Raw genomic sequence first — 26,261 nt, forward strand, 5'->3', positions numbered from 1 at the left:
CGCGGCCGCCGGGCGCGGTTAGCATCGCCCTTCACATGAATGGGGGAATTTCATGCGTCTGACCATGCTTGCTCTTTTGCCATTGCTCGCGCCGCAGCCGGCCTTCGCCGAATCGTGGCGGCTTGCCGCCTATTCCAGCAACGCGCCGCAGCTTGTCTATCTTGTCGATATCGATTCGGTGCAGCGGTCGGGCACCACCGTCACCTTTCGCCAGCAGACGCTCTACGAAAGCACGACCGATACGCGCGATTTCGACCGCACGATGACCACGCGGCAGGCCGACTGTGGTTCGAACACGTCATTCATGCGCGACAGCAGCTTTTACGTCGCCGGCAAATATCTGGATACCGAAGCGGGGCCGTCGGACTCGACCACCGCGCAGTCGGGATCGGTGCTACGGCAGCTGATCGATACGGTCTGCGGCCGCTCGGACTATTTCTCGCCCATCCTCCCGGCGCCCGAAAGCTGGGTGCGCGAAAAATTTCGGTCGGGCTTCTGAACGATCCGTAAAAATTGCCGTACAACCCCCTTGCAAAATGATCCGCATGGCGGCAAAGGGGCCGCCTTGCCCGCCTCGGCGGGCTGCTCCTCGGTAGCTCAGCGGTAGAGCAATCGACTGTTAATCGATCGGTCGTAGGTTCGAATCCTACCCGGGGAGCCATTCACTTAAATCGCTGAAGCGGAACGCCGAACCGGACGACAAGCCGATGTTCGTCCAGTATCGCGCCTCCAGAGGCGACGCCTATCGGGACTGCCGACGAAATTCCTGCGGCGTCATGCCGGTGTCGGCCTTGAAGGCTCGGTTGAACGGGCCGATCGAACCAAATCCGCAATCCAGCGCAATCGTCAGGATCGGCAAGTGGGCGAGCGCCGGATCGACCAGGCGGCGCTTTGCCTCTTCGATGCGGTAGCCGTTCACCATCTGATTGAAATTGGGGTAGCCAAGCGCACCGGTAATGCACTGGGTCACCTTATATTCGGGCTCACCCGTGAGCCGTGCCAGGTCGGCAACGCGCAGATCAGCCTCGGCGTAGAGGCTGTTCTCGCGCATGAGCGTGATCAACTGCGCTTCAAGCCGGGGGTCCGACGCAACGGGTTTCCGCGAAGCGCGCGCCTTCGGATCGACGAGCGGATGCCGTTTCCGATGGCCGAGGGCCAACCCATAGCCGAATACCGCCGCGATCGCGCAAACGACCTTGACCGGAATGCTGAGTTGGGATGCGGCCGACCCGTCGGGCGCCCCGTCGACGGCCAGGACCGCCACCGCCAATATGGCTGCGTAGATGCCTGAATACAGGATGCGGAAGCGCCGTTCGGATTTGTCGCTTTGCGCGCGCAGATCGAGCAACGGTTCGGCCACCGCCATAAGCAGCATGGCGGAACTCCCCAATCTGGCAAGATTATCCAGGATCCTGAGAGGCATGCCGTCTGCCGGCACCAGCGATGTCACAGCGGACGCGATCATCACCATCAGCACCGCGGCGACCGGCCACCAGTCGCCTCGCGACGGAGATTCGCACCGGAAAAGCGACCGGGTTGCCAGCCACGACCATCCGCATGTCGCATTACCCAGGATCGCAACCGCGTCGACGGCCATACCCAGCCGCGATGCCAGCACGGACTTGAGGCAGAATGCGAGCGACGCACAACAAAAGGCCGCGCCGTAGAGAAGCGAAAGGTCGATCCTCATCGGGTCCGGTCGCTGCGAACGAATGCCAGGCTGCAAAATCGACGCCATCAACGCAGAACCCTTAAAGACTCCGGACAGAAACCACGACGCTCACCGGATCGGTTGGCCTCGCATGCCCCCCATCGGCAATCGCACCCTGCAACAAGTAAGCCGCGGGGGGCGATCGGCAAGCATATTCGGCGGCCCGCTGGCCCGTGCGGCGGATCCGATGGCCGAAATTTCATCGGCAATGTGAGGCAATCGACGCAAAAAAACATCGCCGAATTCCAAACCGGCAAGACTAGCGGCGCCAAAATGACCGATCCGGCGGGTGGCCCGAGCGGAAACGGGGACGAAGGAGAGATGGCCGACCGGCCCGCCTCTTTGCAACGACCCGACGATCCGTGGCCGCCCATATTTTGGACTTAACAAGGTCATGCGATGAAGAGTCTCACGGACATCCCGGTCCCTACCCGCCTCAAACTGTCGACGCTCTGGACAGCAACAATGTTCTGCTATGTCTATGGCGACTATTTCGGCCTCTATACCGATAACAAGCTGGCATCGATGGCGCAGGGAAACATCGGGCCGCTTGGACCCGCAACCCCTGGAACGCTGGTTGCCGTTTCGCTGATGATGGCGATCCCCGCGCTGCTGATCGCGGCGACGCTCTATCTCCCGGCAGCAATTTGCCGCTGGAGCAATATCGTCTTCGGCCTTTTGTATACCGCTATCATGGCGATGACGCTGCCGGGTGCCGCGCCATTCTACATCACTCTGGCGATCATCGAGATGGCGCTCACCGCCTCGATCGTCATCGCCGCCTGGACGTGGACTACCACCGAAGGAGGCCCGGAATGAGCGCGGACGCTTCGCATGCCCGCCTCGCCGGATTCCTGTATCTGGGAACGATAGGCTTTGGCGTTTACGCAGAAGTCGTCGCCCGCGGCGCCTTGATCGTGCGCGGCGATCCCGCCGCAACCGCACAGGCCATTTTCGCATCGGGATCGACATTCCGGCTCGGGATGATCGCCGATCTCGCGATGCTGGGTTGCTATATCGGCGTCACCATTCTCCTGCATGGCATCTTCCGCAAGGGAGCGCCGCGGGTCTCGGCCATAGCCGCTTCTTTCAGCCTGATCGGCATCGCGATGCTCGCATGCGATACGCTGCTGTCGGCGATGATTTTGCGGCTCCCGGATTTGGGGCAGCCGTCATCCTCGCTCGCCGATTGGGTGTATCTGCTGCTGCGCGTCCATGGCGACGGCTACAAGATCAGCCTTGTTTTCTTCGGCGCTTATTGCCTGCTCCTTGGCTGGCTCATTTGGCACGGACGCGCGATGCCAAGAGCCATCGGCCTTCTCGTTGCTGCGGCGGGCGCATGCAATCTCGTCAACAGCCTCGCCTGGCTCGGAGCGCCGCTCCGGGCGGCGCAGCTTCCGCAATATTTCACCCTGCCCACTCTGCTCGGCGAACTGGCGCTCGCACTGTGGTTGCTGGCGTTCGGCATTCGCGAGCGCGAGGCGTAATATGCGAACACAGAGCGAAGCCGTTCTGCCCGAGCAAGGCCGATGAGCGCTCCCGACAAGCGAGGCGAATTCGGGCGCGATCGAAATACGCCTTGCGAAAAGCCGTACGCGGCGTCGCTCCGCGACGCCCTTCGAACCAGGCAGAATTCCAAATTGCTCATTGTCGTCGCAGCCGACGGTCATGCGGTTGCGCAAATTCGGGCTCTGGCGTCGGCCTGCCTCGAAATCGACGATCGTACCAATGCCGACCCCTGTCCCGAGATATCGCCGGTCGAGTCGAACATGAGGGGATTGCGGGACGGTCTGACGCAAAGGCAATTCGAAATCGCCCTGGGCGTCATGCGCGGCCTGTCGAACAAAGGCATCGGCCGCGAACTCGGTATTTCGCATTTTACCGTCCGCAACCATTTGTCGCGGATATTGCTGCTCCTTGGCCTTTCGTCCCGCCAGGAGCTCGGCGACTATCTTCGCGCGCGGCTAATTCAGCCGACGTAGCGGCCCATCGGCTGGATCACCTAACGCGCCCCGACTTGGCGCCACGGCATGAAGTTATAGGCGAGCAGCATCCCGATGCGGTTTTGGAAAAGCGCTTCGATATCATGCGTCCATTTGCCCGCGAGCCACACCCGAAAGGCGATCAGCAGAAGCCAGATCGTCTTCCACCCGACCTCTATTATGTCGCGCGATCGGCCCCGAATGATATCCGGAAAATGGTCGCGCTTGCCTGCCTTTTTGCAGCTCCGTCGAGCCCGCCTATTTCGCTGCCCGGTAAAATTTTGCATTGGCGGGCAAGCGATTGGCAGAGCAAAAGGTCCATGCGTCGCCCACCCCAACAAGCTCAAACGATTGGGGTCCGGTGATCCTGTAATCCTGTGTGGCGGGCATCGGCCGTCCATCGATGTCGGGGCAGCTCTCGGTTTGCCGAAAGGCGTTTGTGCTCGTCATCTTCAGGCTGGTGAACTTGCAGCTGTTGCCGCGCTGGACGATCCGGTCCTCGGCTAGATAAATCGCGATGTCGGCGAAGGGCTTTTCGCAGGTTGAGATGCGCGCATCGACATAATAGCCGACCGGCAGCGGCAAAATGCGCGACTGGCCCGGACCTGCCGCTCCCCCAGCATTGGCCACAGCACCGCGTGGGCATTGTTTCTCCAGCGTTCGGATCGCCGCCGTCGATCCGGCAAGCGAAAGCGCCGTCAATTCGGTCCATTCATCGCCGCCGTCATAGCTTGCATAGAGCGAAAGGTCGCTGTCGGCGCCCATCAGCAGGCCGCGGGCGACGGGATCGAGCGCGCCGCTGAAATCGGGCTTTCCGGCTTCGGGGCTCAGGCTTTGCGTCGCCTCGCTGCCTTCGCCGGCGCTTCGAAAGCCGATCAGCAGGGGCTTGCCCGGCGGGGGCAGGTGCAGCCCCTTGGCCGGCACGATCGTCATCGCCACGCCGCCGCCCGGTTGGCAACGAAGCCCCACCGCGGTGAATTCGGGATGCCCCGTTACCGCGGCGACGGTGCCGGCACCGCCTCCTGCGACCTGCCAGCGCGCGCTGTGAAGGGCGGGCGGCGGCCCGGCGTCTTCACCGGTTGACGCCGACAGGTCGGCATCGGTGCCGCGGCGCCGTTCAACCACCGCCCATTTGCGTCCATCCCACCGCAGGACTTCCAGGCACATATCCGCCCCGACGCTTCCGCACACCGTCCCGTGAACCGAAAGGCCCAGCCCGGTGCGCCCCTTTCCGTCGAGCTTCACCGCCTGCCAGTCCCGGACATTATCGTTGAAGATTTCGCGATAGCCGTTGCGGTCGGCCCCGAAGATGGCAATCATGCATCCGGCGGTGCCGCAATAGGCCGAATAGCCCGCGTTGGAGCATCGCGCACTGCTGTAATCCACCACCCAGTCGGGCTTTCCGTCGCCCGTCACCTCGGTCTCGACCGCGAAATGCGCGCGATCGGGAATGAATTTGCCGCCTTCGGCGCGGCATTCCTGTTTCAGACTGTCATAGAGCGCCTGCACCTCGCGCGGCCAGACCTTTGGCGTCGCCGCGGGTTGCGATTGGACGAGCGCGAGCAGCGGCAGCAGCATCGACGACGCCGTCATCAACGGGCGGATCATGGGCGCCCCTCCGCCGTCATAACGCACCGATGGCCTGACTGTGCCCGCATGATCGCTCCCTCTCTACCGATTCCGGCCCGTCCGCCGGGTTTCATCAGAGAGCTAGCGAGCGCGATGCCACGAAGTCTTCACGCCGTTCTAAAGATTATCTCAAGCCAGAACCGCCTCGCGCTCCAGCCTTACCCGCGCAATTGAGCGCGCAGCCGTTGCAACCGCTGTTTGAGTTCGGGATCTTCCGACGCCTTTGCCGCAGCCTCGGCCGTATCGAGCAGCGTACCGGCCTTGGCACGGTCGCCCAGCCCCAGCATCGTCTCGGCCCGCGCCGCGGCCAGAGTCGCGGCGAAATCGGGCCGCCCGGTCAATTCGGCAACCTTGGTTGCATCGACAAGCGAAAGGCTGCGCTGCGCTTCGGCAAACCGGTGGTTCGCAAGTTCGCACTCGCCCAGATAGAATTGAATCGTATGGGTCAGGCCGTAATCGGCGCCGAATGCTTGGCGGGCCTTTGCCGCCGCATCCACCAGGATAGGCAAGGCATCGCGACGCCGGTTCGTCTGACAGAGAGCCGACGCATAGTCATTCTGGCCGACAAGCGCCTGATGCGACAGCGATCCGGCCTGCGTAGCGGCCCCCTCCCAGACGCGCTTCGCTTCCACCGCTGCCTCGTCATAGCGTCCGAGAGCGGCGAGGCTCTCGAACCGCGTCGAATGCATCGCCAGCGTGAAGCGATGATCGGGACCGAAGCGCCGTTCGAGCGCTGCGATCAGCGGACCGCTTTCGCGCAGCGCGCGCTCATGTTCGCCGAGCATCGACAGCGCCGTCACCCAGTGCTGCCGCGTCACAAGCGTGTCCGGATTGTCCGCTCCACGTATCCGGGTCGAGTCGGCGACGATAGCCCGCGCCACCGGTTCCGCCTCTTTAACCTTGCCCTCGCGTAGCATCACGAGCGCCAGCGAAGACCGCGCTTTCAGCAATTGGGTCGGCGAAACGCGCGCGCCCGGCGCCGAACCGATCGCGACCGCGCGGCGTATCGCGCGCTCGGCCCGCTCGATGTCGGCGGTGTAGGCATAAGCCCCCTCCGACTGCGCCAGCGCGAAGCCGATACGCCCGCTTTTCGCCCGGTCGCCGAGCGCCTTTTGCTCTTTGGCGATGGCGGCCCCTGCCGCCTCCAACCGTCCAGGCTGGCCCGAAGTTGCGTCCATATGGATGCTGCCGAGCCGGCCCAGGACGGCATCCTCGCTGTCGGCTTCCCCGGCCTTGCCGAACAGCGTGGCGGCGCGCGCATATTCGGTGCGGGCGGTGTCGAAATCGCTGCGCTGATAAAAGGCGCGCGCGACCGCGAGATGGAGCCGCGCGGCGGTGCCCGGCGAGCGGGCATAACGCGCGTCGATATTCGCGCTCGCGCGCTTCATCGCCTCGATGACCGTTTCGTCGGTGCTCGACTTCGCCGGATCGGGGCTGGACAGCACATCTTCGGCGATGAAGGCATAGCTGGTCTCGGCCTGATCGCGTGCGTCCAGTGCCGCACCGCGCTGATGCCAGGCATAGGCCGCCAGCGCGCTCGACGCGATAAAGCCGCCCGCGAGGCTCGCGATGGCGGCGCGGATCCAAGGACGCCGCGCCGCCTGTTTTTCCTCGGCCCGTCGCGCTTCTTCGGCGGCCGCCGCCCGCCGCGCCGCCGCCGATGCGTCGGCGCGCCGACGGTCGATCGTCTCGAGCCGGTCGGCGAGATCGGCGGCGCTGGCCAAGCGGAGCGCCGGATCGCCCTCGGCCGCGGCCAAAATGTCCGAGCGTAGTACGGGATCGGCGATGCGGCCTTCCCAGCCGGGCGCCAGCGACGCCGAAAAATCGCCGACCACGAGCTGATAGAGGATCATTCCCAGCGCATAGATATCGCTTTTCGCCGTCGGCATCGCATCGCCGGTCAGCTCGGGCGCGCGATAGGCAAGCGTTCCCGACCGCGGTTCGTCGCGCGCCAGATCGGGGTCGAGCGATCCCGGATCGGTGATTTGAAAGCTGGCGAGCACGCTATCGTCGAGGAGGCGCCCGCTACCGAAATCGGCCAGCCGGATCGTTTCGCCGCCGTCCTCGGTCGCGATCAGGATATTCGCGGGTTTCAGATCCTTATGCAGCACGCCCAGATCGTGCATCCGCGCGACCGCGCGCGCGATCATCGCCGCGACCGCAATGCGCGTTTCGACCGCAATCTCCGCCAGCCCGCCCCGCTCGGACGCCCACGCCGTCAGATCGCGGCCGCCATAGCTATATTCGAGGAAGAAGGGCGACGCGTCGAAATTCCATTCGAGCAGCGCGGGAAGCGGGGCCGATTTGCCGAGTCCGGCAAAGAGCAGCCGAGTCAGCGCCGCTTCGCGTTTCAGACTACGCAGCCGGTCAGGCGCATCGGCGAATTTGAAGACGCGCGTCTCGCCGGTCTTGTCATGGCGCGCCTGCCAGACATCATCAGCGCCGCTATCGCCAAGCGCGTCGACCAGCCGCCATTGCCGGCGGCCGGGGACCGCGTCGCCGGCGGCAAAAGCGAAGCGCGGCGCCAGCGGGGACTCGACGCTTTCGATCGCAACCGGCGCGGCGAGCTTGTATCCGACCCGCGGCACCGTCTCGACAATCTGCTCGCGCGTTTCGCCGAGCGCCTTGCGCAATTTCGATATGGCCGTGGTCAGCGACCCCTCGACCACGGTGACGCCCGGCCACACCGCATCGAAGATCTCATCCTTCGTCACGACCTCGCCCGCGCGCAGAAGCAGCTCGTGCAGCACTTCGAGCGGCTTGCCCTCGAGCGTTACGGCATGACCATCGACACGCAGCGTCCAGCTGGCTTCGTCGAACTCTGCCCCCGCGAACTTCCAGAGCCTGCGCCTCCGTCGGGAAGAGCTTGATTGCGTCATGGCGACCCCCTGTCCGGTCAACTTTAGAAATTCTTTAGAGTAGCTTCAAGACTTTGAGGACCCACCAAAATAGCCCGTTCGTCACGCGAGGCATCCTTCGCAGGTGCTTCCGCTTTTCAAGCGTCCGGTGCGCGGTCCCACGGGTTCGTCCGCCGGCCTTTTTCGGGGGCGGTATATGAAGGGAAAGATACTCGGGTTCGATGAGGCGACCGGCAAGGGCGCGATATCGGCGGACGATGGCACGCGCCACAAATTCGATCGCGCCGACTGGCGCGGCGGCGACAAGACGCCCGCGCCCGGGCTCGTGGTCGACTTCGAAAGCGAAAACGGCGGTGCGCGCGAAATCTATCCCGTCGGCGGTTCCGCGATGGCCGCGCTCGGCACGATCGGGGCCGATCTCGGCGCGCTGACCGAGTCCGAACAAGGGGCGCGGATCGCCGCGTTGATGACCCGCTCGCTTGCGGTTCCGCTGGCGCTTCTCGTTCTCCTTGCCTGTTTCCTCTCCGCGCTCACCTCACCGGTTCAGAGCGCGACGCTGATCGGCCTTGGCAATGCGATGGACGATCTGGGTCGCGTGGCCGCGGCGCAGGAAATGCTCGGCGGCGGCAAATCGGGCTTCGACACCGTCCAGACGCTGCTCATCCTGCGCTTCGCCGCGCCGATCGCCGCGCTGTGGCTGATCTGGGCCGCATGGTCGGGCAAGTCCGAACGGCTGCCCATGCTGGTAACCGGCGCCGCATCGATCGTCGCGGCGCTGATGGTCGTCATGCTTCGTTCGGCGATCCTGTCGATGGTCCCCGATTTCGTCCGCGACCGGATGGCCGACGGGATCAGCCTCGGCATCGGCACATGGCTGCTGCTGCTCGCCGGCGCGGCCCTGATTGCCGCCGGACTCGGAAAGCTGCGCAACCCGCTCGCAAAGGACTGATACGATGCCTCACGCCAAGAAATTCCTGGTTGCCGCCGCCGCATTGTCGCTCGCTGGCTGCGGCGGCGGCGATCCCAAGCCGTCTGAAACGCGCGACCTGGCCGCGGGTGAAGGTCCGTCGGGTGCGATGACCTATTATGGCAAGAAGATCGAGGTCGATTGCGGCGGCACCGTGATACCGCCGCGCCCTGAAGGAAGCGCGGTCGACGACCTGCGCGGCCTCCGGCTCGGCGTCCCGCTCGATACCGCAGTCCGCTTTGTCCAATGCCCCGACGGCAAGGAGGCGGACAGCATCCTCCTCGAAGGGGACGGCCCCCAACTGTCGCGCGATCAGGCCGGCCTCAAGATCCGCAGCTTCGTGCGCGTCGCCACGGGCCAGCACAAGGCGCGCTGGAGCTCGACCGACGTGCTGAACTATGACCCGCGCAACCGGCTGGAGCAGGTCGATGCCGAATGGAGCCTCTATGCCGACGGTATGCCGGGGCAGGAGAAGCTTTATGCATTGTGGCTGACCCAGCCCTTCCAAAAGGGCGGTGAGCCGACGATCGCTTCTCAGCAGGCGGCGCTAGAACAAAAATATGGCAAGCCGTCGCTCACCGGCGATCGCGGCGAGATGTTCTGGCTGCGCGGTCTCGATGGCAAGCCGCTACCCGAATTCGACCGCGAAAAGCTGCGCGAATGCAGCGCCGGCATATCGATCTACGGGACGCAGATGAACTGGCGCCCCGACTGCGGGTTGACCATCGCCGCGATGATCGAGCCGGCATATGGAAATCCGCAACTGGCGCAGGCCGTTCGTGTCGCGATGATCGATGCTGCCGCCTATTACGATTATGAGGTCAACCGCTTCCCGCAAGAGCGCGATGCCTATCGCGCGTCGCAAGCCGCCGATGCCGGCGCCAACCAGGGAGGCAAATTCTGATGCGCAGGATATTTCTGACATCGGTCGCGGCGCTTTGCATCACGCTCACCGCAAGCGGGTGCGGCGACAAGCAGGCCGCGGGCGGCACGGACGCAGGCACCGCGACTTCGGCTTCCAGCCAGCCGGTGACCGCTGCTGCCCAGCCCGCCCAACCTGCCGCCGCACCGCCGGAAAAATGCGACAGCTACACCGAAGACCTCACCGATCGCGACTGGGCGATTATCTATTATGCGATGACCGGCCTTGCCCCACCGCGCGAAAAATGGGCGGACGAGGCATTGTCCGGCCTCGACCGGGGCCTCGGCGCCGAGGAGGCATGGAAGCGCGCGAACGCGCAGGTCGATACGCAGTGGAATGCGATCAAGGACGTCCGCTGCGTCACCCTGCGCACCCGCGCCGATCCCAAGGACTATGACCCCGGCCTCGGCGGCATCCCGCTAGGTGCCTTCGCACCCGACGCCTTCTATCCCTTCCGCGACGGGGCGATGCAGATCGCGCTCAAGTTCCGCAACGCGGACAAGGCGCGCGTATGGAAAATGTCCGCCGACAAGGCTGCGGCGCTCAAGGCCGACAGCTGGCTCGGCAATCTCGGCCTCGTCATCCGGGCCCGCCTCGTCGCTTCGCGACCCAGCGGCAACGGCGGCACGATCGAGGCCGAGGTTGTCGGGTTCGATCTGGAGCCTTCCGAATATAGCCGGATCGCCCGCGAAACCGTGACGGTGCAGCCATGAGCCGCGGCCTTTGCATCGCCTTCGGCGCGCTGCTGCTTATGGTTGCGGAACCGGCATCGGCGCAGCAATCGGGCGTTGCGGCGACGCTCGAAAGCGGCGGCCAGACAAGCGGCTGCGTCGAATGGAGTCACCAGACGATCGCCAAGCCGGGGCACAAGAGCCCCGACCAGAAACTCGTCTACTTCCGGTTCGTCAACAAATGCGGACGCGAAGTCAGCGTCGTGCTGGTCAGCCAGACCGATGGCTATGCGGGGCGCGTCAGCGATCACGGCAGTATCACGCTAGCGCCGGGGCAGTCCTATGGCGACGCAAAGACGATCCGTAACTATCTGTTTTTCAATCCGCTGAGCGATAATTTCCTTAACTTCTGGGTGTTCCAGTCGGACGGCCGCTACAATGCCGCCCTCATGCCGAACATGAGCCGCTGCATCCCCGGCTTCCAGCCCGTGCGCAACAGCAAGCGCCAATATCCCGCCTGCCCTCCCCATTTCCGCTATTCGCAGGGATGACCCTTATGCGCCATCTTGCCGTCCTGACCCTCACCGGCCTTTGCACCGTGCTGACCGCGGCCGCACCGGCGGACGCGCAAACCGCATCGCCCCCCGCGACGCAGCGCGCCGACATCGAAACGCTGCAGCGCCTGTATAATGAACGCTTCGTCGCGACACCCTTTGCGGGATTATATCAGATCGATCGCCCCATCCCCTATTCGCCGCGCGAAACCGCGCCGATACTGGTGACGCGCGATGGCGAATACAGCTTCAACAACGGCAAGCTCGGCGCGCAGCAGGGCGACACGGGGGCGCCGCTTTCGGGGTCCGAATGGGGCGCGCTGGTGCTGCGCTGGCGCGACCAGATCCGCTATTCGGATCTGATCCAGCAGGGCGGAAACGGCCCGCTCCGCATGCTGCTTCTGTCCGCCTATGACTGTCCCTTTTCAAAGAAGCTGGAGGCCGCCCTTGCCGCCGCCGGGACGCGCTATGCCATCATACCCAGCACGATCGGAACCGCGAACAAGCCCTTCCTGCCCGACATCTGGTGCAGTCCCGATCGCGCCGCGACTTGGCGGCGCGCCATCAGCACCGGCGCCCTCCCGCCGCGGGCATCGCGAAGCTGTCGCTACGACCGTCGCTATTTCGAGACGTTGAGCGGCATGTTCGGGGGATCCAAGCCGACGGCGCTGTTCGCCGACGGCACGATCGTCGCGTCGCCCAGCCCCGCCTTCGTGAAGCAAAAGCTGGCAACGCTGTCCCGCCAAGGCATCGCCTTTTAGGGTCGGGGCCCAGCGCAGACGAGGCGGCAGGAGGGCGCGCTTCGGACCGCCCCCTCCTTCCCGTGCCAGGCTAGAATTCGCCGGCGATGCCGACGCGCGCCGCCGTATTCCGGCTCCCCGCATAGGAAACGCCTGCCGTGAAGGCGAAGGGGTTGTCAGTGCCGAACCGGTGCGCGATCGATGCGCCCACCGCCTGCTCACCGCGGAAGGTGGCGAGGTTGAAGGTGTAGCTTGTCTTGCCCGGTTCCGACGGCATCGGTGCGGGGACGAGCGCGACCGCGGCCGCAGTTCCGCGCTGTGCATCGCGGCGGTCGCGATCGGTGATCGCATAGAGGTCGCTGATCTGTGCACTGTGCGTCGCGGCAAGCGACTGGAGCGCCGGAAGCGCTGATCCGGCCATGCTTTCCAGCGACATCAGCCGATTGTCCTGCACGCTGTTTACCGTTTGAATAGCCGCAATCTGGCCGTCCTGGACCATATTCTGCGACGCGGCGGCATCGGCGGTCGTCTGTGCCGCTGCAGCGGCCGTTGCGACGGTCTGGACCTGACCGACGTTCGCCGCATCGGTCGCCGCCGTACCGGCAGCGACGTTCACGATACGCCGCTGAAAGCCCGCCGAGCCAACCGAAACCGTGTTCGCTTCATCGGCAACCGAACTGGAGCCGATCGCAACCGAGTCCGCCCCCGACGCTTTCGCATTCACGCCCAGTGCCGTCGCCCCGAGGGCCGTGGTCTGACTGTTCACGCCCAAGGCGACCGAATAGCCGCCGTTGGCGAAAGCCCCGGACCCCGTCGCCGTGTCGCCCTCCTTGATCGCGCGCGCGCCATAGCCGGTGGCAGTCGAGAAATCGCCCCCGGCAGCGGCGCCCTGGCCGAAAGCGGCGCTTGCGAGGCCGCTGGCAAGACTGTCGCGACCGACTGCGGTCGCGTTTTGCCCGCCTGCCGCGGCGTTGGCGCCGATCGCCACCGATGCCGGCGACGCGATCGTGTCACGACCAATGGCGATGCTGCCATCGGCCAGCGCATTCGCATTGTTGCCGATAGCGATGGCCGACAAGCCAAAGGCGTTGGAGGCGTTGCCCAAGGCGACAGCGCCGTCGCCGATCGCCTGATTGTCGGCGCCAATCGCCACGGCGCCGGTCCCGGTCGCGACATTCGGATCGCCGATCGCGACGGCGCCATTGCCGGTTGCAGTCTGCCCCTGCCCCAGCGCGACGGCGCCGTTGCCGCTTGCGGTGCTGCCGTCGCTTTGCAGGCTGCCATCACCGCTGGTGCCGACGCCCACCGCCGAATTGGAAATCGCGTTGAGGACGGCGTCGGTCATCGCGCTATTGAGCTGCGCGACGTTAACGGCATCGGTGGATTGCGTGCCGGCTGCGACTTGGACGATCTGGCGCTGCAGATTGGCGCTGCCGACCGATACGGTGGCATTACGGTCGGCCACCGATCCCGAACCCAGCGCGACCGCTCCGCCGGCGCTGGCTTGGCTGAAGGATCCAATTGCGGTCGCGTTGAGGTCGCCTGCAGTGGCAAGAAAGCCGACTGCCGTACTGTCTGGGGCCGTCGCAAACGCCGCATTGCCATAAGCGGTCGTATCGGCGCTGGTTGCCTGGGCATTGATGCCACACTGGAGCGAATTTTCAGGGTCGTCGGCGGTGCCGGGAAAATCGTCCGGCCCCGGATTCTGGACGCAGGGCACGGTCTGGGCATGCGCCGGCGTTGCTCCGCCAAGAGTCACGAGGATCGCCAATGGTGCGGCGGTGCCAAGAAGCCTGATGGTGTTTTTCATATCGATCGCTCTTTCATTCTGGGTCGGCGACGCACCGACCGGCTTGCAGGATTGCCGTGGCGACCTGTTACCGGCGCCATCGCTTCGTGAATCCGCCGCGGTCGCCCGGCGGGCGGGCGCAGCGGTGCGACACTCGGTAAGACGGGAAGCATCGCCGAAACCGGACAGGGCGGCCGGGCGATCTTCAATATTGTCTCGCGAACGTCCCCGAAATCAGGCATCTAGAGCGCGCGTCACGCCTCGAAAGCGGGATAACGGGAGACCGACGATCAACGATGAGAGCAAGCCGGCGGGCATCAAAGGCAGCGACGCCGACGCGCTGATCGCGACCCTGTACGACGAGTTGAAAACCATTGCCCGGCGCGAACATTACCGGGCCGGCGGTGGGCAGACGTTGCAAACGACGGCGCTGATCTCCGAAGCCTATCTGAAGCTGAACCGGCGTAAAGGCTGGGAGAGCGAACGGCATTTCCTGGGCTGTGCGGCAACCGCCATCCGCCACATCCTGATCGACGCCGCCCGCGCCCGCATGACGGCAAAGCGCGGCGCGGGCGAATATGCCTTTACCGAAAGCCTCGATTCGCTTGCGGCTGCGCCCGATGACGAAGATGTCGTGCGGCTGGGCGAGGCGTTGCAGCGGCTGGCGCGCCTCGACCCCAATCTTGCGCAGCTGATCGACTGCCGCTTTTTCGCCGGAATGACCGAGGAAGAGACCGCAAAAGTCCTGGGCGTCAGCGACCGGACGGTACGCCGCTGGTGGCTCCAGGCGCGCGCCTGGGTGCACAAGGAAATGGACGCGGGCTAGCCGGTCAAGCGCCGGCGCAATGCCGCGAAGGATTTGAGGTAGGATTCGCCCGGCGCACCGAGCGTGCGGAATATCTGTTCCGATGCGTCGGCCTCGCGCCGCGCCTCGGCGATCCGCCCCTGTTTCAGACGGATGATCGCCCGCGTCCGCGCTGCAATGCCCTGCGGCAGGCCGACCGGCCCCATGGCGGCGACCGGCGGCGCGACTTCGCCAACCAGCGCGTCGGCCCGTCCGGTGTCGCCTGCCTCGGCCAGGGCTTCGGCAAGGCCCAGCGTGATGACGAGCGTCGGCACCGCATCGGGGCCGAGATTGTCGATAGCCATCGGCCGCGCTTCGCCAAGGACGTCGCGCGCCGCGGCGAATTTCCCCAGCGCCAGTTCGGCGCGCCCAAGTTGCAACAGATCGACCGCCAACGCCGCCGATTTGCCGAACACCGCGCGGCGCCGGTCGGCAACGCTGCGAAACAGGCGTTCGGCCTCGGCGAGCCGGTCGAGCTTCATCAGCCGCACGCCTTTCAACTGCTCGATCGCCAGGCCCTGCGCGCTGCCCTGTTGCCCCGTCCGCGCGAGCGCCGCGTCGGCGGCGGCAAAGACCGCGGGCATCGCATCGAGCCGGTTCGCCTCGACCATATAGACGAGCAGGTTATTGTAGCGGGTCAGCAGTTCGCGATGATCCTCGGCATAGACGCGGTCGGCGTCGGGCAGGCTCGATTGCAGCAGCCGGATGGCGGTGTCGTAATCGCCCTTGCGCCGGGCGAGCTGCGCCCGGCCGCTCATGCTTTCCAGCCGTTCCTTGCGGAAACGCGCCGGGTCGGCAGCAAAGACGGCGTCGGCCGAATCGAGCAGCGGCGCCATGTCGTCGGTCCGCCCCATTGCGGCGGCGGTCGAGGCGAGGCGAAGCTTGATTTCTGCGGTCGCCACCGGATCGCCCGCGCCGATCCCGCGCGCAAGCGCCTGGCTGAGCAGCGCGTCGGCGCCCGCCGCGTCTTCCAGATTGACGTACAGATCGGCGAGCGTTGTAATCAGCGTTGCCGATTTGGCGCTCCTGTCGACCGACGCGACAAGCTGCGCCGCCGTCTGATCGAGCATCTGTTTGACTGTGGCCTCTTCACCCACCGCGCTGCTGGCAGTGTCGCGAAACATGACGGTCAGCATGCGGTTGATCGATTCCGATCGCCGCGCTTCGGCCAATGCGACATCGCGCTCGATCGCCGTCTGGCGCGCCTGCCACGCCGCCGCACCGCCGCCCGCCACGATAGCGAGGAGCGCGGCGGCCGCCGCTGCCGTCGCGACGCGGTGTCGGCGCAGGTAGCGCCCGATCGTATAGCCCGCCGAACCCGAGCGCGCCGTAACGGGGCGCAGGGCCATATGGCTGCGGACATCGTCGACCAGATCGCCGACGCCGCGATAACGATCCTGCGGCGCGCGGCGCATCGCCTTGAGCACGATCGCGTCGAGATCGCCCACGACCTCGCGCCGCCCGAAGGGAAAGCCGGGTGGCACAAGCGCACTCGGCAAGGGAGGATCGTCGTTCAGAATACGCCGGATCACCGACGGCAGCGCCGATCCCGGCTCGCGCCACGGGCTGCGACCGGTGAGCAGTTCGAACAACAAGACACCCAGCGCGTAGACGTCGGTCGCGACAGTGGGCGCGGCATTGCCGAGCTGTTCGGGCGCGGCATAATCGGGGGTCATCAGCGCGACCGTGGTTAGTGCCTCGCCCTCGCCTTCGATCTCCACAAGGCGCGCAATTCCGAAATCGAGCAGCCGCGCGCGGCCGTCGCCGTCGACCAATATGTTCGACGGCTTGAGGTCGCGGTGGACGATCAGGTGGCCGTGCGCATAGGCCACCGCCTCGCAGACGTCGCAGAATAGCCGCAATCGCGCCGCCAGATCGGCGTCATGGGTCCGGCACCAAGCGTCGATCGGCTCGCCGGTCACATATTCCATCGCCATATAGGGCCGCCCGTCGGGGGTTACCCCGCCGTCGATCAGCCGGGCAATCCCCGGATGCTCGAGCCCGGCAAGCAGGCGGCGCTCGCGATCGAACAACTCGCTGTGCGCGGCCGCTTCGGGGCGCAGCAGCTTGATCGCCACCTGTTGGTCGAACATCTTGTCGCTGCGGTGCGCGGCGTAGACCTCGCCCATCCCGCCGCGTCCGATCAGGCGGTCGATGGTGAAACCGCCGATGATCGCGCCTTCGGCAAGCGAGCTGTACGCGCGGCGCGGGGCGGTTTCGAACGACGACGGCGCCGCACCGTCCAATATCCCCGAATGGCGTGACGCGGCGAGCAACGACCGTAGCTGGCCGGCGATGAAGTCATCCTCCGCCGCCAGCCGACCGTCCTGCGCCGCCGGGTCGAGATCGATCAGTTCGGCGAACAGGGCCTGGATATGGCTCCATTCGGACCGGCTCGGCTGCCGCACCATATCGCCCCTCCCCTGGCGCATCATCGCACCTCGGTGCGAACCAGCACCGCTGCGCGCCGGCCGTCAAGCACCAAGTTTATGCGCGAGCGCGACGGCCTGCTCCTTCGACGCATCGCTGGCCGGCACCGTGATGATCGCGAATTTATCCTCGCCGATGAAGACATTGAGCGATTTGGTCATCGCGGCCCAAAAGGCCGCCTTGCCAAGCCCGCCGACCGTCTCGACATGACCGCCGAACCCCTTGAGCGTCTGCTCCAGGCCATTGCGGGTCAGGTTGATCGAACCTTCGCTATTGTCGCCGATTGGCGACCAGCGGAGCATCAAGGCGGCCGAACCGCCATCGGCAAGCTGATAGCTGCACTCGGAGGTGACCGCGGTCGCGCCATCGCTTTGGCTGACATTGCCCAGCCGGGTTTCGGTGACCGCCTGTCCGAGGATCGCCGCCATCGCCGCCTTGTCGACTACGGCGCAGGCGTCGGCGGCATTCCAGTCGCGCGGCGGCGCCGTCCCGCTCTTCGCCGCAGCCGACGAAGCCGCCCCCGCGCCATCGCCCTTGTCCGCCGCTTCGCCCCCACATCCTGCAAGCGTCAGCGACGCCGCGACGGCAGCCAGCATGATCGATCTGCTCATCCCCTAAATCCTTTCATTCGCAAGCGATGTCAGCGGCACGCGCCGGGGCGGTTCGCCCGCCGGTCCGCACTCATATAGGTTGCATAGCCAAGGCGGTCGGACTCGGTGAGACCGCGCGCAAAGCCGATCAGCTTGCCGCCGTCAGGGGTCAGCCCGAAATAGCCGCGCATCCGCCGCGGCGCCCCGTCGGGGCCCGTCTCCACCATGTCGAGCGTCAACACCCGGCCGTCGATGTGGCCGGTAACGCGCCCCGCCTGATATTCGTAACAGCCGGTTACCGTATTGCCGCTCTGCGTCAGGTTGAGCGTCCCCCAGCCGCTCCATCCTTCATAGCGTCCGGTGACATCCGGCAAGGTCGCCGTTGCGGTGAGCGGACGGCCATAGCCGTGAAAGCCGGTGAAGCCGGTATAATCATCGCCATAATTGCTCGCGATCGTCAGCCGCACCCAGCGGCCGACGGGGCGATGTTCGGGGTCGAAGCCGAAGCTCTGACCATCCTTCTTCATCTTCAGATCAGCGGCCAGGATCGGCACGAAGCCGCTGCGCGCCGATGTGTCGGACAGTTCGACGCGGATCGCCCGAGGCGACTTTTCGTCGCGATTGAGGAAGGCGGTGTCAAAGGCGATGCGCGACAATTCGGTTCGCTCCGCCAGTTCGAGCACGAACACGGCGGGCCGCCCCGCTTCGCCCGTCCAGTCGGTCGTCGCCGATCCGTCGATCAGGTTGAGCGGGCTGCTGTCCATCGCCGTAAATTCGGCGTCGTCCGGAACCTGCACCAGCCGCGCGCCTTGCGAAAAGGCGAACAGGTCACTCGCTGGACCCGTTTGCGCGGCAACGGGCGCGGCGAGCGCAAGCGCGAAAATCATTGCTCCGAGATATCTCATTTCTTCTGCTTCCTTTTCTTTGCGGTTTCGACAACCGCGCGCAGCAGCGGCGAAACGCCGCCGGCGACCGGCGCCTCGATACCCACGGCACCGGTTAGCGGATCGATCCGGTCGCCGATCCGGTGCAACGCATCCTCGGCATCGACCGCTTCCGCGTCGCGTTTCTCACCCAGCAAATCGCGCCCCGCCGCACCGGCGCCCAGATCGCCGAAGCGCCGCCGCGCCGCCGCCTGACCGACCGGGTCGCTGCCAGCCGACCAGCCCTCTTCTTCGGGGCGGTCGGGCGCCCCCGCCTTGGCCGCACCATCCGAATTGCCTTCCGGCGGCGCGTCCCGATTGCTCCGTTCCGATCCGCCATTGTCGTTGGCGTTGCTGTCGTTGCTGGCCGAGCGATCTTCGCTATCGGCGCCCGACTTGTCCTTCTGGCTGTTCGGGGCTTCGCGTCCGGAGTTGTTTGCCGGCGCCTCATTCTGGTTTCGATCGACCGACCTGTCCGATCCCGAGCCCCCCGAATTGCCCCGCGCAGGCAGGTTTCTTGCCGATCCGCCGGCGCTGTCGCGGCCGCCGCCTGCATTTCCATTCTCGGCAGAACCACCGTTAGAGCGCCGGTTGCCGTTGCCATTGGCGTTTTCGGACCGACCGCCGCTAGCGCCGCCGAAGGAGTTTAGTGCGCCCTCGATCCCGGTGCTGCCCGAATTGGTGCCGCCCTGCGCCGAGTTGCCGCCGCTGCCACCGTTGCTGTTGCCGCCCAGCCCGGCCGCCGAATTGAGCAGACCGGCGCTGGCCCCCAAATTGCCGTCGCCGGCAGAATTGCGGCCGGAACCGCCGGTGGGTCCACCATTGCCATTATCGGGAATGACGACCGCACGATCATAGCCGCGCTCGACATCGGCGGCCGACGCCCCGCCGGTACTGCCAGGACGGGATTGGGGGGCGCCCGCGGCTCCGCTGCGCGGCCCGCCCGCGCCCGGCAAAGCCCGACCCGAACCGTTGCTCAAGGCTGCGGCATCCCGATTGCCATCGCGTGCGTCCAAGGCTGCGGAAGGCTCTGGCGTCTGTCCGATCCCCGTACGCGCTGAGCGATTGGGGATATGCAATATCCTAGTCGGCTGTGCCGCGACGGTGGGGACGCCACTTGCCCGGCGCGGCGCCACCACCGGCCCGTTCGGAGAGCTCGCCTGCGCCGATTCATCTTCGGGTGGCTCGCTCGCTGCGGCGAATTGTGCGCGGGATTCGGGCGCCGAACCAAGCGCGGCAACCAATGCCAATGCGGTCCAATAACCCGGCCTTACCCAGTTCTGCATCGTCTTCCTCCCATCCCGTCCTCTTGTCGGACCGGAGGCACAAGGCATGCGCAGCGATCCGACAATCCGTTAGACGAGACGGCGATGCAAAAGCGGACATGGGCCGCGGAGATCGATGCCCGGCCCGCCCCGCCCCCGATGCCACGCGACGTTTCATCAACGGAAGCGCACGGGTTAGGCCCGTGCCGCGGTGATAAGGAGTAGGACAAGCGTTGCGTCCGCAGCCGGCGAGGCTCTCGATCGGCGCGGCGCTTATCGGCATGGCGCGCCGCCTTCACGATAAAGCCGCTTGCTCCGCTCGCTTTCCCAGATACGATCCCGCGGATTGCCCGAGGCAGGAGCCGACGATGAGTTTGCAGTCCGCGGCGCTGCTGGCGCTGGCCATGATCCTGCTGTTGTTCGTCATTGCGGCGCTCGTCGAGACGCGTGGTGCGGCGCTCGCGCGGCGTCCCGCCCTGCGCCACCGTGCCTATACGCTGGCGCTCGGCGTCTATTGCACGAGTTGGACCTTCTATGGTGCGGTCGGCAGCGCGGTGCGCGACGGGTGGAGCTATTTGCCCATCTATGCAGCGCCGATGCTGCTGCTGCTCGCCGCGCCGCGCTTTCTGCGTCGCCTGTCGGAGGCGGTCCACGAGGAGCAAGCAACGACCGTATCGGACTTCATCGCTGCGCGCTTCGGCCACGATGTCGTCGTCGCGCGGCTGGTGACGGTGATCGCGCTGCTCGGCACCATTCCCTATATCGCGTTGCAGCTTCGCTCTATCGGCGCCGCGCTCAGCATCGTGTCGGGCGCCGATGTCACGGCGCAGGCGATGCTGGTCGCGGCACCGCTGCTGGCGCTGTTCGCAATCCTCTTCGGGGCGCGGCGGTTCGAACTCGCGGGCCGCAGCGAAGGGCTGCTCTACGCGATCGGCCTTGAATCGGCGATCAAGCTGCTTGCGCTCGTCGCGGTCGCGGGCGTGGCGGTGGCCGTACTCGCCGCCACCCCGCCGCAACGCGTGATCGAGGGCTTTTCGGCGCTGCAATCGCGGTTCGAGCCGCAAGGACTGACGCTCAATGTCGCGATCATCTTTCTGATCGCGATGCCCGCCATCCTGTCCTTGCCGCGGCAATTCTACATGGGACTGGTCGAAGCGCGCCAGCCCGACGATCTCGTGCGCGCCCGCTTCGGCCTTGCCGCCTATCTCGGCACGATGGCGATCGTCGTCCTTCCGATCGCACTCGCGGGGTTGACCGTGCTCGGCCCGGCGATCGCCCCGGACGTCTATGTGCTCGAACTGCCCGCGGCCGAGGGCTTCGGCTTCGTTCTCGCAGCGGCGTTGCTTGGCGGGGTCAGCGCGGCGGCGTCGATGGCGATCGTCGATTCGACCGCGCTGGCGACGATGGTATCGAACGACCTTGTCTTCCCGACCCTGATGCGCGCGCCGGCGACGACAGAATCGGGGGCGATCGGGCGGCGGATGCTCACGATCCGGCGACTGTCGATCCTTGCGATCCTGACAATGGGACTCGTTTGGGCTCTGCTCGTTTCAGCACGGGATTCGCTCGCCTCCATCGGCCTCATCGCCTTTGCCGCCATGGCGCAGTTCACCCCGCATCTCATCCTCGCGGCAACTGGCAAGGGCCGCGATTCACTCGCGGCACGCGCCAGCCTTTCGGTGGGATTGGCACTCTGGCTCTACACGCTCGCATTGCCGCCGGTCGTCCCGACCGCGTGGCTCGACGCGCTGGCGGGGACCGCTATCGATCCGCTGCGCCTGCTCGGGATCGGCGGCGCCGCGCCACTCTCGCACGGCGTCATCTGGAGCGTCGGCGCCAATCTGATCGTCTATGCCGCGATCGCCGCGCGCAAGGTGCAAACGCCGCCGCTGCCGCGCTTCGTCCGCGCGCAGCGGCCGATCACCAACCTCGCCGATCTTGCGCAGCTCACCGGAAGCTTCGTCGGCGAGGAACAGGCGGGCAAGGCCTTTCCGGGCGCCGATCGCAGCCATCCGGTGGACCGGCAGGCGGCACAGCGCGCCCGCGAACTGATCGCGCAGGTCGTGGGTGCCTCTTCGGCACGCGCGCTCGTCGCCTCTGCGCTCGCGGGCGGCCAGCTCAGCTTCGACGAAGTCACGCGGCTGCTCGACGAAGGGGGTCAGAGCCTGCGCTTTTCGCGCCGGCTGCTCGCCGCGACCTTCGAAAATGTCGGCGCCGGAATCAGCGTCGTCGATTCCGACCTCAACCTCGTCGCATGGAACAGCCGCTATCTTGAACTGTTCAACTACCCCCCCGGTCTGGTTCGCGTCGGCGTGCCCGTCGCCGATCTCATCCGGCATAATGCCGAGCAGGGCGATTTCGGACCGGGCGATGTCGCACATCATGTCGAAAAGCGGCTCGAACATCTGCGCCGCGGGCAGGAACACAGCGTCGAACGGCACCGCAACGACGGCCGCGTCATCAAGATCGTCGGCGGATCGATGCCCGGCGGCGGCTATGTCATGTCCTTCACCGACATCAGCGAAGAAGCCCGGATGCGCGAAGAATTGCGCCGCACCCTCGAGGAGCTCGAACAGCGCGTCACCGATCGCACGCGCGAGCTCAGCGATGCCAACCGCCGCCTCGCGCGGACCGATCAGGACAAGACGCGCTTTCTCGCTGCGGCGAGCCATGATCTTCTGCAGCCGCTCCATGCCGCGCGGCTGTTTACCGCCGCGCTCGGGCGCGATGCGAGCGCGGCGCAGCACGACCTGATCGGCCGCGTCGAAAGCGCGCTGGTGGCGGCGGAAGACCTGCTACGCTCGCTGCTCGATATCAGCCGGCTCGACGCGGGCGGGGTGACGCCCGAACCCGCCGCCATCGCGCTTGCGCCGTTTCTGGGCGATCTCGCCGAAACCTTCCGTCCGATGGCGGAAGCCAAGGGCCTCCGACTACGCATCGGCGCGATGCCGGGCACCGTCGAAAGCGACGCCGGGCTGCTCCGATCGGTGATGCAGAATTTCATCGGCAATGCGGTGCGCTACACCGCGCGCGGCGGCGTCCTTATCGGTGTAAGGCGGCGCGGCGGCGATTGGCGGATCGACGTCATCGACACCGGCGTCGGCATCGCCGAGGCACAGATCGAGGATATATTCTCCGAATTCGTGCGGCTCGGCGAGGTGGAGGTCGAGGGTCTGGGGCTCGGCCTTGCCCTCGTGCGCCGCATCGTGCGGCTGCTCGGCGGGCGGATCGAGGTGCAATCGGCGCCCGGTCGCGGCAGCCGTTTCAGCCTCTATCTGCCGGCCGCCGAGTCCGGCGAAGCGCCGACCGCGTTCCCGAAGATCGCAGCGACGGGAAACCCAGCGCCGCAGTCGCTGCGTGTTCTGGCGGTCGATAATGACGAGCGCATCGTCGAGGCGAGCCTCGCCCTGCTCGCGCGCATGGGCCACGATGCGGTTGGCGCGCGCGGGCCGGGCGATGCTCTCTCAGCGCCGGGACGTTTCGATGCAGCACTCGTCGATTATCAGCTGGATGACGGCGCCAACGGGCTCGACCTGATCGCGCAGTTGCAGATGCAGCACCCCGGTCTCCCAGCCCTTCTGGTGACGGCGGAAAATGGCGCTGCCATGCGCGCCCGCGCGGCCGAACTGGGGGTGACGATCCTTGCCAAACCCGTCGCGGCGGGCGCGATCGAGGATTTTCTGACGGCGCTGTCAGTGCGCGAGATCGAGCCCGAGTGACCGCGCGACAAGGGCCGCCTGGGTGCGGTTGCGAACGTCGAGCTTGCGCATGATCGCGGTCATATGCGCCTTCACCGTCGCCTCGCTGATTCCCAGATTATGGGCGATCTGCTTGTTGAGCTGGCCGCCGAGCACGGCGAGCAGGACCTTGAGCTGAGTCGGGGTCAGGCTGGCGACGGTTTCGCGAATCTCGTCGGTGGCCGAATCCGGCGCGGGGGAACGCGGCGCCGACCGGCGGCCAATCGCTGCCGCAACCGCCGCCTCGATCGCGCCAAGGTCGCTGCCCTTGTGCAGAAAACCGATCGCGCCAAATGCCCGCGCCTCATCGGCAGCCGCCGCGCCTTCGGCGCTCGATACGACGAGGATCGGAACGTCGGGACATTCGGCGTGAAGCAGCGCAATCCCCGAATAGCCGGTCGCGCCGGGCATTTTGAGATCGAGCAGGATCAGCCGGAGATCGGGCGCGGCGGTGGCCGCGGCGACCGCTGTGGCGAGCGTTCCGGCCTCCGCAATCGCGGCCTCGGGCAATATTTTTTCGACCGCCAGGCGCAGCGCCTGACGAAAAAGCGGATGGTCGTCCGCAACGAGGACGGTTCCTGTCACGCCTCCGCCAGCAAGGGCCGATGCGCGAGCAGATGATCGACCACCGTGGGGTCGGCGAGGGTCGATGTGTCGCCCAGATTGCTCACATCATTCTCCCCGATCTTGCGCAGGATACGCCGCATGATCTTGCCCGAACGCGTCTTCGGCAGCGATGGCGCGAACTGGATGACGTCGGGCGTCGCGATCGGGCCGATTTCGTGGCGCACCCATTGGACCAGCTCCTTGCGCAGCGCCTCGTCGGGTTCGACCTCGGCGTTCGTGGTGACGAAAGCATAGATGCCCTGCCCCTTGATGTCATGTGGCATGCCGACGACCGCTGCTTCGGCGACCTTGGGATGCGCGACGAGCGCGCTTTCGATCTCGGCGGTGCCCATGCGGTGACCCGACACGTTGATGACATCGTCGATACGGCCGGTAATCCAGTAATAGCCGTCGGCATCGCGGCGGCAGCCGTCGCCGGTGAAATAGCGGCCCTTGAAGGTCGTGAAATAGGTCTGGAAAAAGCGCGCATGGTCGCCCCAGACGGAGCGCATCTGCCCCGGCCAACTGTCGGTGATGACAAGGCAGCCGTCACCGGCCCCTTCGATAACGACGCCGTCATTGTCGACCAGCGCCGGCTGAACGCCAAAAAAGGGCCGTGTCGCCGAACCGGGCTTGAGCGCGGTGGCGCCCGGAAGCGGACTGATCATCACGCCGCCGGTCTCGGTCTGCCACCAGGTATCGACGATCGGACAGCGCCCTTCGCCGACCACCTTGTGATACCATTCCCAAGCCTCGGGATTGATCGGCTCGCCCACGCTGCCGAGCAGGCGCAGCGTCTTGCGGCTGGTTTTCGTCACCCAATCGTCGCCTTCGCGCATCAGAGCGCGCAGCGCGGTCGGTGCGCCATAGAAGATTTCGACCCCGAACTTGTCGACGATCTGCCAGAAACGCGACGGATCGGGGAAATTGGGCACCCCTTCGAACATCACCGTCGTGGCGCCGTTCATCAACGGACCATAGACGACATAGCTATGCCCGGTGACCCAGCCGATGTCGGCGGCGCACCAATATATCTGCCCCGGCCGGTAATCGAAGACATAGCGGTGCGTGACCGCCGCCCACACCGCATAGCCGCCGGTGGTGTGCAGCACGCCCTTGGGCTTGCCCGTCGATCCCGAGGTATAGAGGATGAACAGCGGATCTTCGGCGTTCATTTCCTCGGCCGGACAATCGTCGCTCTGCGCGGCGACCGCCATGTGCCAGTCGATGTCGCGGCCCTCCACCATCGAAACATCGGCGCCGGTACGCCGTACCATGATGACGCGCTCGACGCCGGGGCAATGGGCCAGCGCTTCGTCGACATTGGCCTTGAGCGGCACATGCTTGCCGCCGCGCAGCCCTTCGTCGGCGGTCAGGACGATGCGGCTGTCGCAGTCGGTGATGCGTCCGGCGAGCGCATCGGGCGAAAAGCCGGCAAAAACGATCGAATGGATCGCGCCGATCCGCGTGCAGGCAAGCATTGCCACCGCGGCCTCGGGCACCATCGGCAGATAGATGGTCACGCGTTCGCCGCGCTGCACCCCCTGCGCTTTGAGCAAATTAGCGAAGCGGCAGACGTCGGCGTGCAGCTCGCGATAGCTGATCGCGCGGTGCGCATCGGCCGGATCGTCGGGTTCCCACAGGATCGCGATCGCGTCGCCGCGCTCGGCGAGATGGCGATCGAGCGCATTGGCCGAAAGATTGAGCGTCCCGTCGGAGAACCAGGCGATGCCGAAATCGCTTTCGTCAAAGCTCGTCTCCTTGACGCGGGTAAAGGGGCGCATCCAGTCGATGCACTTCGCCTGATCGCGCCAGAAGGCATCGGGCTGCTCGACCGATTGCCGATACATCGCATGATAGCTGGCGTCATTGACCAGCGCATCGGCCGCCCAGGCGGACGGCACCGGATAAATCGTCTCTCCCATCGCTTGCTCCTTTTGGTCCGCGGGGACTTTTGCCGGTCTGCCTAGCGCAAACATCGCTCGCCGCGCTGTTAGACAAAGGTCGTAGGTCTACGACCATCGTCCGGATGGCGCCGCGATG

21 protein-coding genes and 1 tRNA gene are annotated in these 26,261 nt (G+C 65.9%); 12 read left to right on the top strand and 10 right to left on the bottom strand.

Going from position 1 to position 26,261, the window contains the following annotated elements; translation table 11 throughout:
- Nucleotides 1–52: 52 nt before the first annotated feature.
- Entirely contained in the window at nucleotides 53–499 is a 447-nt protein-coding gene (locus MU856_RS10540) for a surface-adhesin E family protein (RefSeq protein WP_062900370.1), read from the top strand.
- Nucleotides 500–586: 87 nt separating this feature from the next.
- Nucleotides 587–661 (top strand) — tRNA-Asn (locus MU856_RS10545).
- A gap of 81 nt (nucleotides 662–742) precedes the next feature.
- On the opposite strand, the gene MU856_RS10550 is transcribed toward MU856_RS10545, so the two are convergent.
- Nucleotides 743–1,738 (bottom strand): helix-turn-helix domain-containing protein, encoded by a 996-nt coding sequence (locus MU856_RS10550; protein WP_263587509.1) that lies wholly within the window; start codon nucleotides 1,736–1,738, stop codon nucleotides 743–745.
- Between the two features lie 372 nt (nucleotides 1,739–2,110).
- Between MU856_RS10550 and MU856_RS10555 the strand changes: the two genes are divergently transcribed.
- The 3 genes from MU856_RS10555 to MU856_RS10565 all read left to right on the top strand — a co-directional run bounded on the left by MU856_RS10555 (nucleotide 2,111) and on the right by MU856_RS10565 (nucleotide 3,693).
- A complete protein-coding gene (locus MU856_RS10555; protein WP_062900372.1) occupies nucleotides 2,111–2,530 on the top strand; it encodes a DUF6326 family protein in 420 nt (139 codons plus the stop codon).
- Entirely contained in the window at nucleotides 2,527–3,198 is a 672-nt protein-coding gene (locus MU856_RS10560; RefSeq protein ID WP_062900373.1) for a DUF4386 domain-containing protein, read from the top strand. The genes MU856_RS10555 and MU856_RS10560 overlap by 4 nt, the downstream gene beginning before the upstream one ends.
- Before the next feature lie 153 nt (nucleotides 3,199–3,351).
- Nucleotides 3,352–3,693, top strand: a complete 342-nt coding sequence (locus MU856_RS10565) for a helix-turn-helix domain-containing protein (RefSeq protein ID WP_263587510.1) — start codon at nucleotides 3,352–3,354, stop codon at nucleotides 3,691–3,693.
- A gap of 258 nt (nucleotides 3,694–3,951) precedes the next feature.
- On the opposite strand, the gene MU856_RS10570 is transcribed toward MU856_RS10565, so the two are convergent.
- Nucleotides 3,952–5,301, bottom strand: coding sequence for a hypothetical protein (locus MU856_RS10570; RefSeq protein WP_263587511.1), 1,350 nt, complete (start codon nucleotides 5,299–5,301; stop codon nucleotides 3,952–3,954).
- Nucleotides 5,302–5,480: 179 nt separating this feature from the next.
- Nucleotides 5,481–8,201 (bottom strand): protein kinase domain-containing protein, encoded by a 2,721-nt coding sequence (locus tag MU856_RS10575; RefSeq protein WP_263587512.1) that lies wholly within the window; start codon nucleotides 8,199–8,201, stop codon nucleotides 5,481–5,483.
- Nucleotides 8,202–8,376: 175 nt separating this feature from the next.
- Between MU856_RS10575 and MU856_RS10580 the strand changes: the two genes are divergently transcribed.
- The 5 genes from MU856_RS10580 to MU856_RS10600 are packed head-to-tail and all read left to right on the top strand — an operon-like array spanning nucleotide 8,377 to nucleotide 12,055.
- Nucleotides 8,377–9,129, top strand: a complete 753-nt coding sequence (locus MU856_RS10580; RefSeq protein WP_217372487.1) for a hypothetical protein — start codon at nucleotides 8,377–8,379, stop codon at nucleotides 9,127–9,129.
- A gap of 4 nt (nucleotides 9,130–9,133) precedes the next feature.
- Nucleotides 9,134–10,051, top strand: coding sequence for a hypothetical protein (locus tag MU856_RS10585; protein ID WP_263587513.1), 918 nt, complete (start codon nucleotides 9,134–9,136; stop codon nucleotides 10,049–10,051).
- Nucleotides 10,051–10,782, top strand: a complete 732-nt coding sequence (locus tag MU856_RS10590) for a hypothetical protein (RefSeq protein WP_263587514.1) — start codon at nucleotides 10,051–10,053, stop codon at nucleotides 10,780–10,782. The genes MU856_RS10585 and MU856_RS10590 overlap by 1 nt, the downstream gene beginning before the upstream one ends.
- Nucleotides 10,779–11,291 carry a hypothetical protein gene (locus tag MU856_RS10595; protein WP_263587515.1) on the top strand — a complete coding sequence of 171 codons (513 nt, stop codon included), beginning with the start codon at nucleotides 10,779–10,781 and terminating at the stop codon, nucleotides 11,289–11,291. The genes MU856_RS10590 and MU856_RS10595 overlap by 4 nt, the downstream gene beginning before the upstream one ends.
- Nucleotides 11,288–12,055 carry a hypothetical protein gene (locus MU856_RS10600; protein WP_263587516.1) on the top strand — a complete coding sequence of 256 codons (768 nt, stop codon included), beginning with the start codon at nucleotides 11,288–11,290 and terminating at the stop codon, nucleotides 12,053–12,055. The genes MU856_RS10595 and MU856_RS10600 overlap by 4 nt, the downstream gene beginning before the upstream one ends.
- Before the next feature lie 70 nt (nucleotides 12,056–12,125).
- Here MU856_RS10600 and MU856_RS10605 read toward each other — a convergent pair whose 3' ends face one another.
- On the bottom strand, nucleotides 12,126–13,844 hold the full coding sequence (locus MU856_RS10605; protein WP_263587517.1) for a YadA-like family protein: 1,719 nt from the start codon (nucleotides 13,842–13,844) through the stop codon (nucleotides 12,126–12,128).
- On the opposite strand from MU856_RS10605, the gene MU856_RS10610 reads away from it, so the two are divergent.
- Nucleotides 13,831–14,649, top strand: a complete 819-nt coding sequence (locus MU856_RS10610; protein ID WP_263587518.1) for an ECF-type sigma factor — start codon at nucleotides 13,831–13,833, stop codon at nucleotides 14,647–14,649. The genes MU856_RS10605 and MU856_RS10610 overlap by 14 nt on opposite strands.
- Here MU856_RS10610 and MU856_RS10615 read toward each other — a convergent pair.
- The 4 genes from MU856_RS10615 to MU856_RS10630 form a co-directional block, all read right to left on the bottom strand.
- Entirely contained in the window at nucleotides 14,646–17,078 is a 2,433-nt protein-coding gene (locus MU856_RS10615) for a serine/threonine-protein kinase (protein WP_263587519.1), read from the bottom strand. The genes MU856_RS10610 and MU856_RS10615 overlap by 4 nt on opposite strands.
- 63 nt (nucleotides 17,079–17,141) lie before the next feature.
- Nucleotides 17,142–17,708: a hypothetical protein gene (locus MU856_RS10620; RefSeq protein WP_263587520.1), complete on the bottom strand. Its 567-nt coding sequence runs from the start codon at nucleotides 17,706–17,708 to the stop codon at nucleotides 17,142–17,144.
- 29 nt (nucleotides 17,709–17,737) lie between these two features.
- Nucleotides 17,738–18,574 (bottom strand): hypothetical protein, encoded by an 837-nt coding sequence (locus MU856_RS10625; RefSeq protein ID WP_263587521.1) that lies wholly within the window; start codon nucleotides 18,572–18,574, stop codon nucleotides 17,738–17,740.
- 14 nt (nucleotides 18,575–18,588) lie between these two features.
- Nucleotides 18,589–19,590 (bottom strand): hypothetical protein, encoded by a 1,002-nt coding sequence (locus tag MU856_RS10630; RefSeq protein WP_263587522.1) that lies wholly within the window; start codon nucleotides 19,588–19,590, stop codon nucleotides 18,589–18,591.
- 653 nt (nucleotides 19,591–20,243) lie between these two features.
- On the opposite strand from MU856_RS10630, the gene MU856_RS10635 reads away from it, so the two are divergent.
- Entirely contained in the window at nucleotides 20,244–23,594 is a 3,351-nt protein-coding gene (locus tag MU856_RS10635; RefSeq protein WP_263587523.1) for a PAS-domain containing protein, read from the top strand.
- On the opposite strand, the gene MU856_RS10640 is transcribed toward MU856_RS10635, so the two are convergent.
- Both MU856_RS10640 and acs read right to left on the bottom strand, forming a co-directional pair.
- Nucleotides 23,568–24,197, bottom strand: a complete 630-nt coding sequence (locus tag MU856_RS10640) for a LuxR C-terminal-related transcriptional regulator (protein ID WP_062900390.1) — start codon at nucleotides 24,195–24,197, stop codon at nucleotides 23,568–23,570. The genes MU856_RS10635 and MU856_RS10640 overlap by 27 nt on opposite strands.
- Nucleotides 24,194–26,143, bottom strand: coding sequence for an acetate--CoA ligase (gene acs / locus MU856_RS10645; RefSeq protein ID WP_263587524.1), 1,950 nt, complete (start codon nucleotides 26,141–26,143; stop codon nucleotides 24,194–24,196). The genes MU856_RS10640 and acs overlap by 4 nt, the downstream gene beginning before the upstream one ends.
- Between the last annotated feature and the right edge of the window lie 118 nt (nucleotides 26,144–26,261).

Origin of the sequence: Sphingopyxis sp. GC21, from assembly GCF_025727575.1 — a bacterium.
In the GTDB taxonomy this organism is placed as follows: Bacteria; Pseudomonadota; Alphaproteobacteria; order Sphingomonadales; family Sphingomonadaceae; genus Sphingopyxis; species Sphingopyxis terrae_A.

What these genes read in the sequence shown, in the direction of transcription:
- MU856_RS10540 (WP_062900370.1), top strand. Translation starts at nt 53, where the DNA reads ATGCGTCTGACCATGCTTGCTCTTTTGCCATTGCTCGCGCCGCAGCCG.
- MU856_RS10550 (WP_263587509.1), bottom strand. Translation starts at nt 1,738, where the DNA reads ATGGCGTCGATTTTGCAGCCTGGCATTCGTTCGCAGCGACCGGACCCG.
- MU856_RS10555 (WP_062900372.1), top strand. Translation starts at nt 2,111, where the DNA reads ATGAAGAGTCTCACGGACATCCCGGTCCCTACCCGCCTCAAACTGTCG.
- MU856_RS10560 (WP_062900373.1), top strand. Translation starts at nt 2,527, where the DNA reads ATGAGCGCGGACGCTTCGCATGCCCGCCTCGCCGGATTCCTGTATCTG.
- MU856_RS10570 (WP_263587511.1), bottom strand. Translation starts at nt 5,301, where the DNA reads ATGATCCGCCCGTTGATGACGGCGTCGTCGATGCTGCTGCCGCTGCTC.
- MU856_RS10575 (WP_263587512.1), bottom strand. Translation starts at nt 8,201, where the DNA reads ATGACGCAATCAAGCTCTTCCCGACGGAGGCGCAGGCTCTGGAAGTTC.
- MU856_RS10580 (WP_217372487.1), top strand. Translation starts at nt 8,377, where the DNA reads ATGAAGGGAAAGATACTCGGGTTCGATGAGGCGACCGGCAAGGGCGCG.
- MU856_RS10585 (WP_263587513.1), top strand. Translation starts at nt 9,134, where the DNA reads ATGCCTCACGCCAAGAAATTCCTGGTTGCCGCCGCCGCATTGTCGCTC.
- MU856_RS10590 (WP_263587514.1), top strand. Translation starts at nt 10,051, where the DNA reads ATGCGCAGGATATTTCTGACATCGGTCGCGGCGCTTTGCATCACGCTC.
- MU856_RS10595 (WP_263587515.1), top strand. Translation starts at nt 10,779, where the DNA reads ATGAGCCGCGGCCTTTGCATCGCCTTCGGCGCGCTGCTGCTTATGGTT.
- MU856_RS10600 (WP_263587516.1), top strand. Translation starts at nt 11,288, where the DNA reads ATGACCCTTATGCGCCATCTTGCCGTCCTGACCCTCACCGGCCTTTGC.
- MU856_RS10610 (WP_263587518.1), top strand. Translation starts at nt 13,831, where the DNA reads ATGGTGTTTTTCATATCGATCGCTCTTTCATTCTGGGTCGGCGACGCA.
- MU856_RS10605 (WP_263587517.1), bottom strand. Translation starts at nt 13,844, where the DNA reads ATGAAAAACACCATCAGGCTTCTTGGCACCGCCGCACCATTGGCGATC.
- MU856_RS10615 (WP_263587519.1), bottom strand. Translation starts at nt 17,078, where the DNA reads ATGGTGCGGCAGCCGAGCCGGTCCGAATGGAGCCATATCCAGGCCCTG.
- MU856_RS10620 (WP_263587520.1), bottom strand. Translation starts at nt 17,708, where the DNA reads ATGAGCAGATCGATCATGCTGGCTGCCGTCGCGGCGTCGCTGACGCTT.
- MU856_RS10625 (WP_263587521.1), bottom strand. Translation starts at nt 18,574, where the DNA reads ATGATTTTCGCGCTTGCGCTCGCCGCGCCCGTTGCCGCGCAAACGGGT.
- MU856_RS10635 (WP_263587523.1), top strand. Translation starts at nt 20,244, where the DNA reads ATGAGTTTGCAGTCCGCGGCGCTGCTGGCGCTGGCCATGATCCTGCTG.
- acs (WP_263587524.1), bottom strand. Translation starts at nt 26,143, where the DNA reads ATGGGAGAGACGATTTATCCGGTGCCGTCCGCCTGGGCGGCCGATGCG.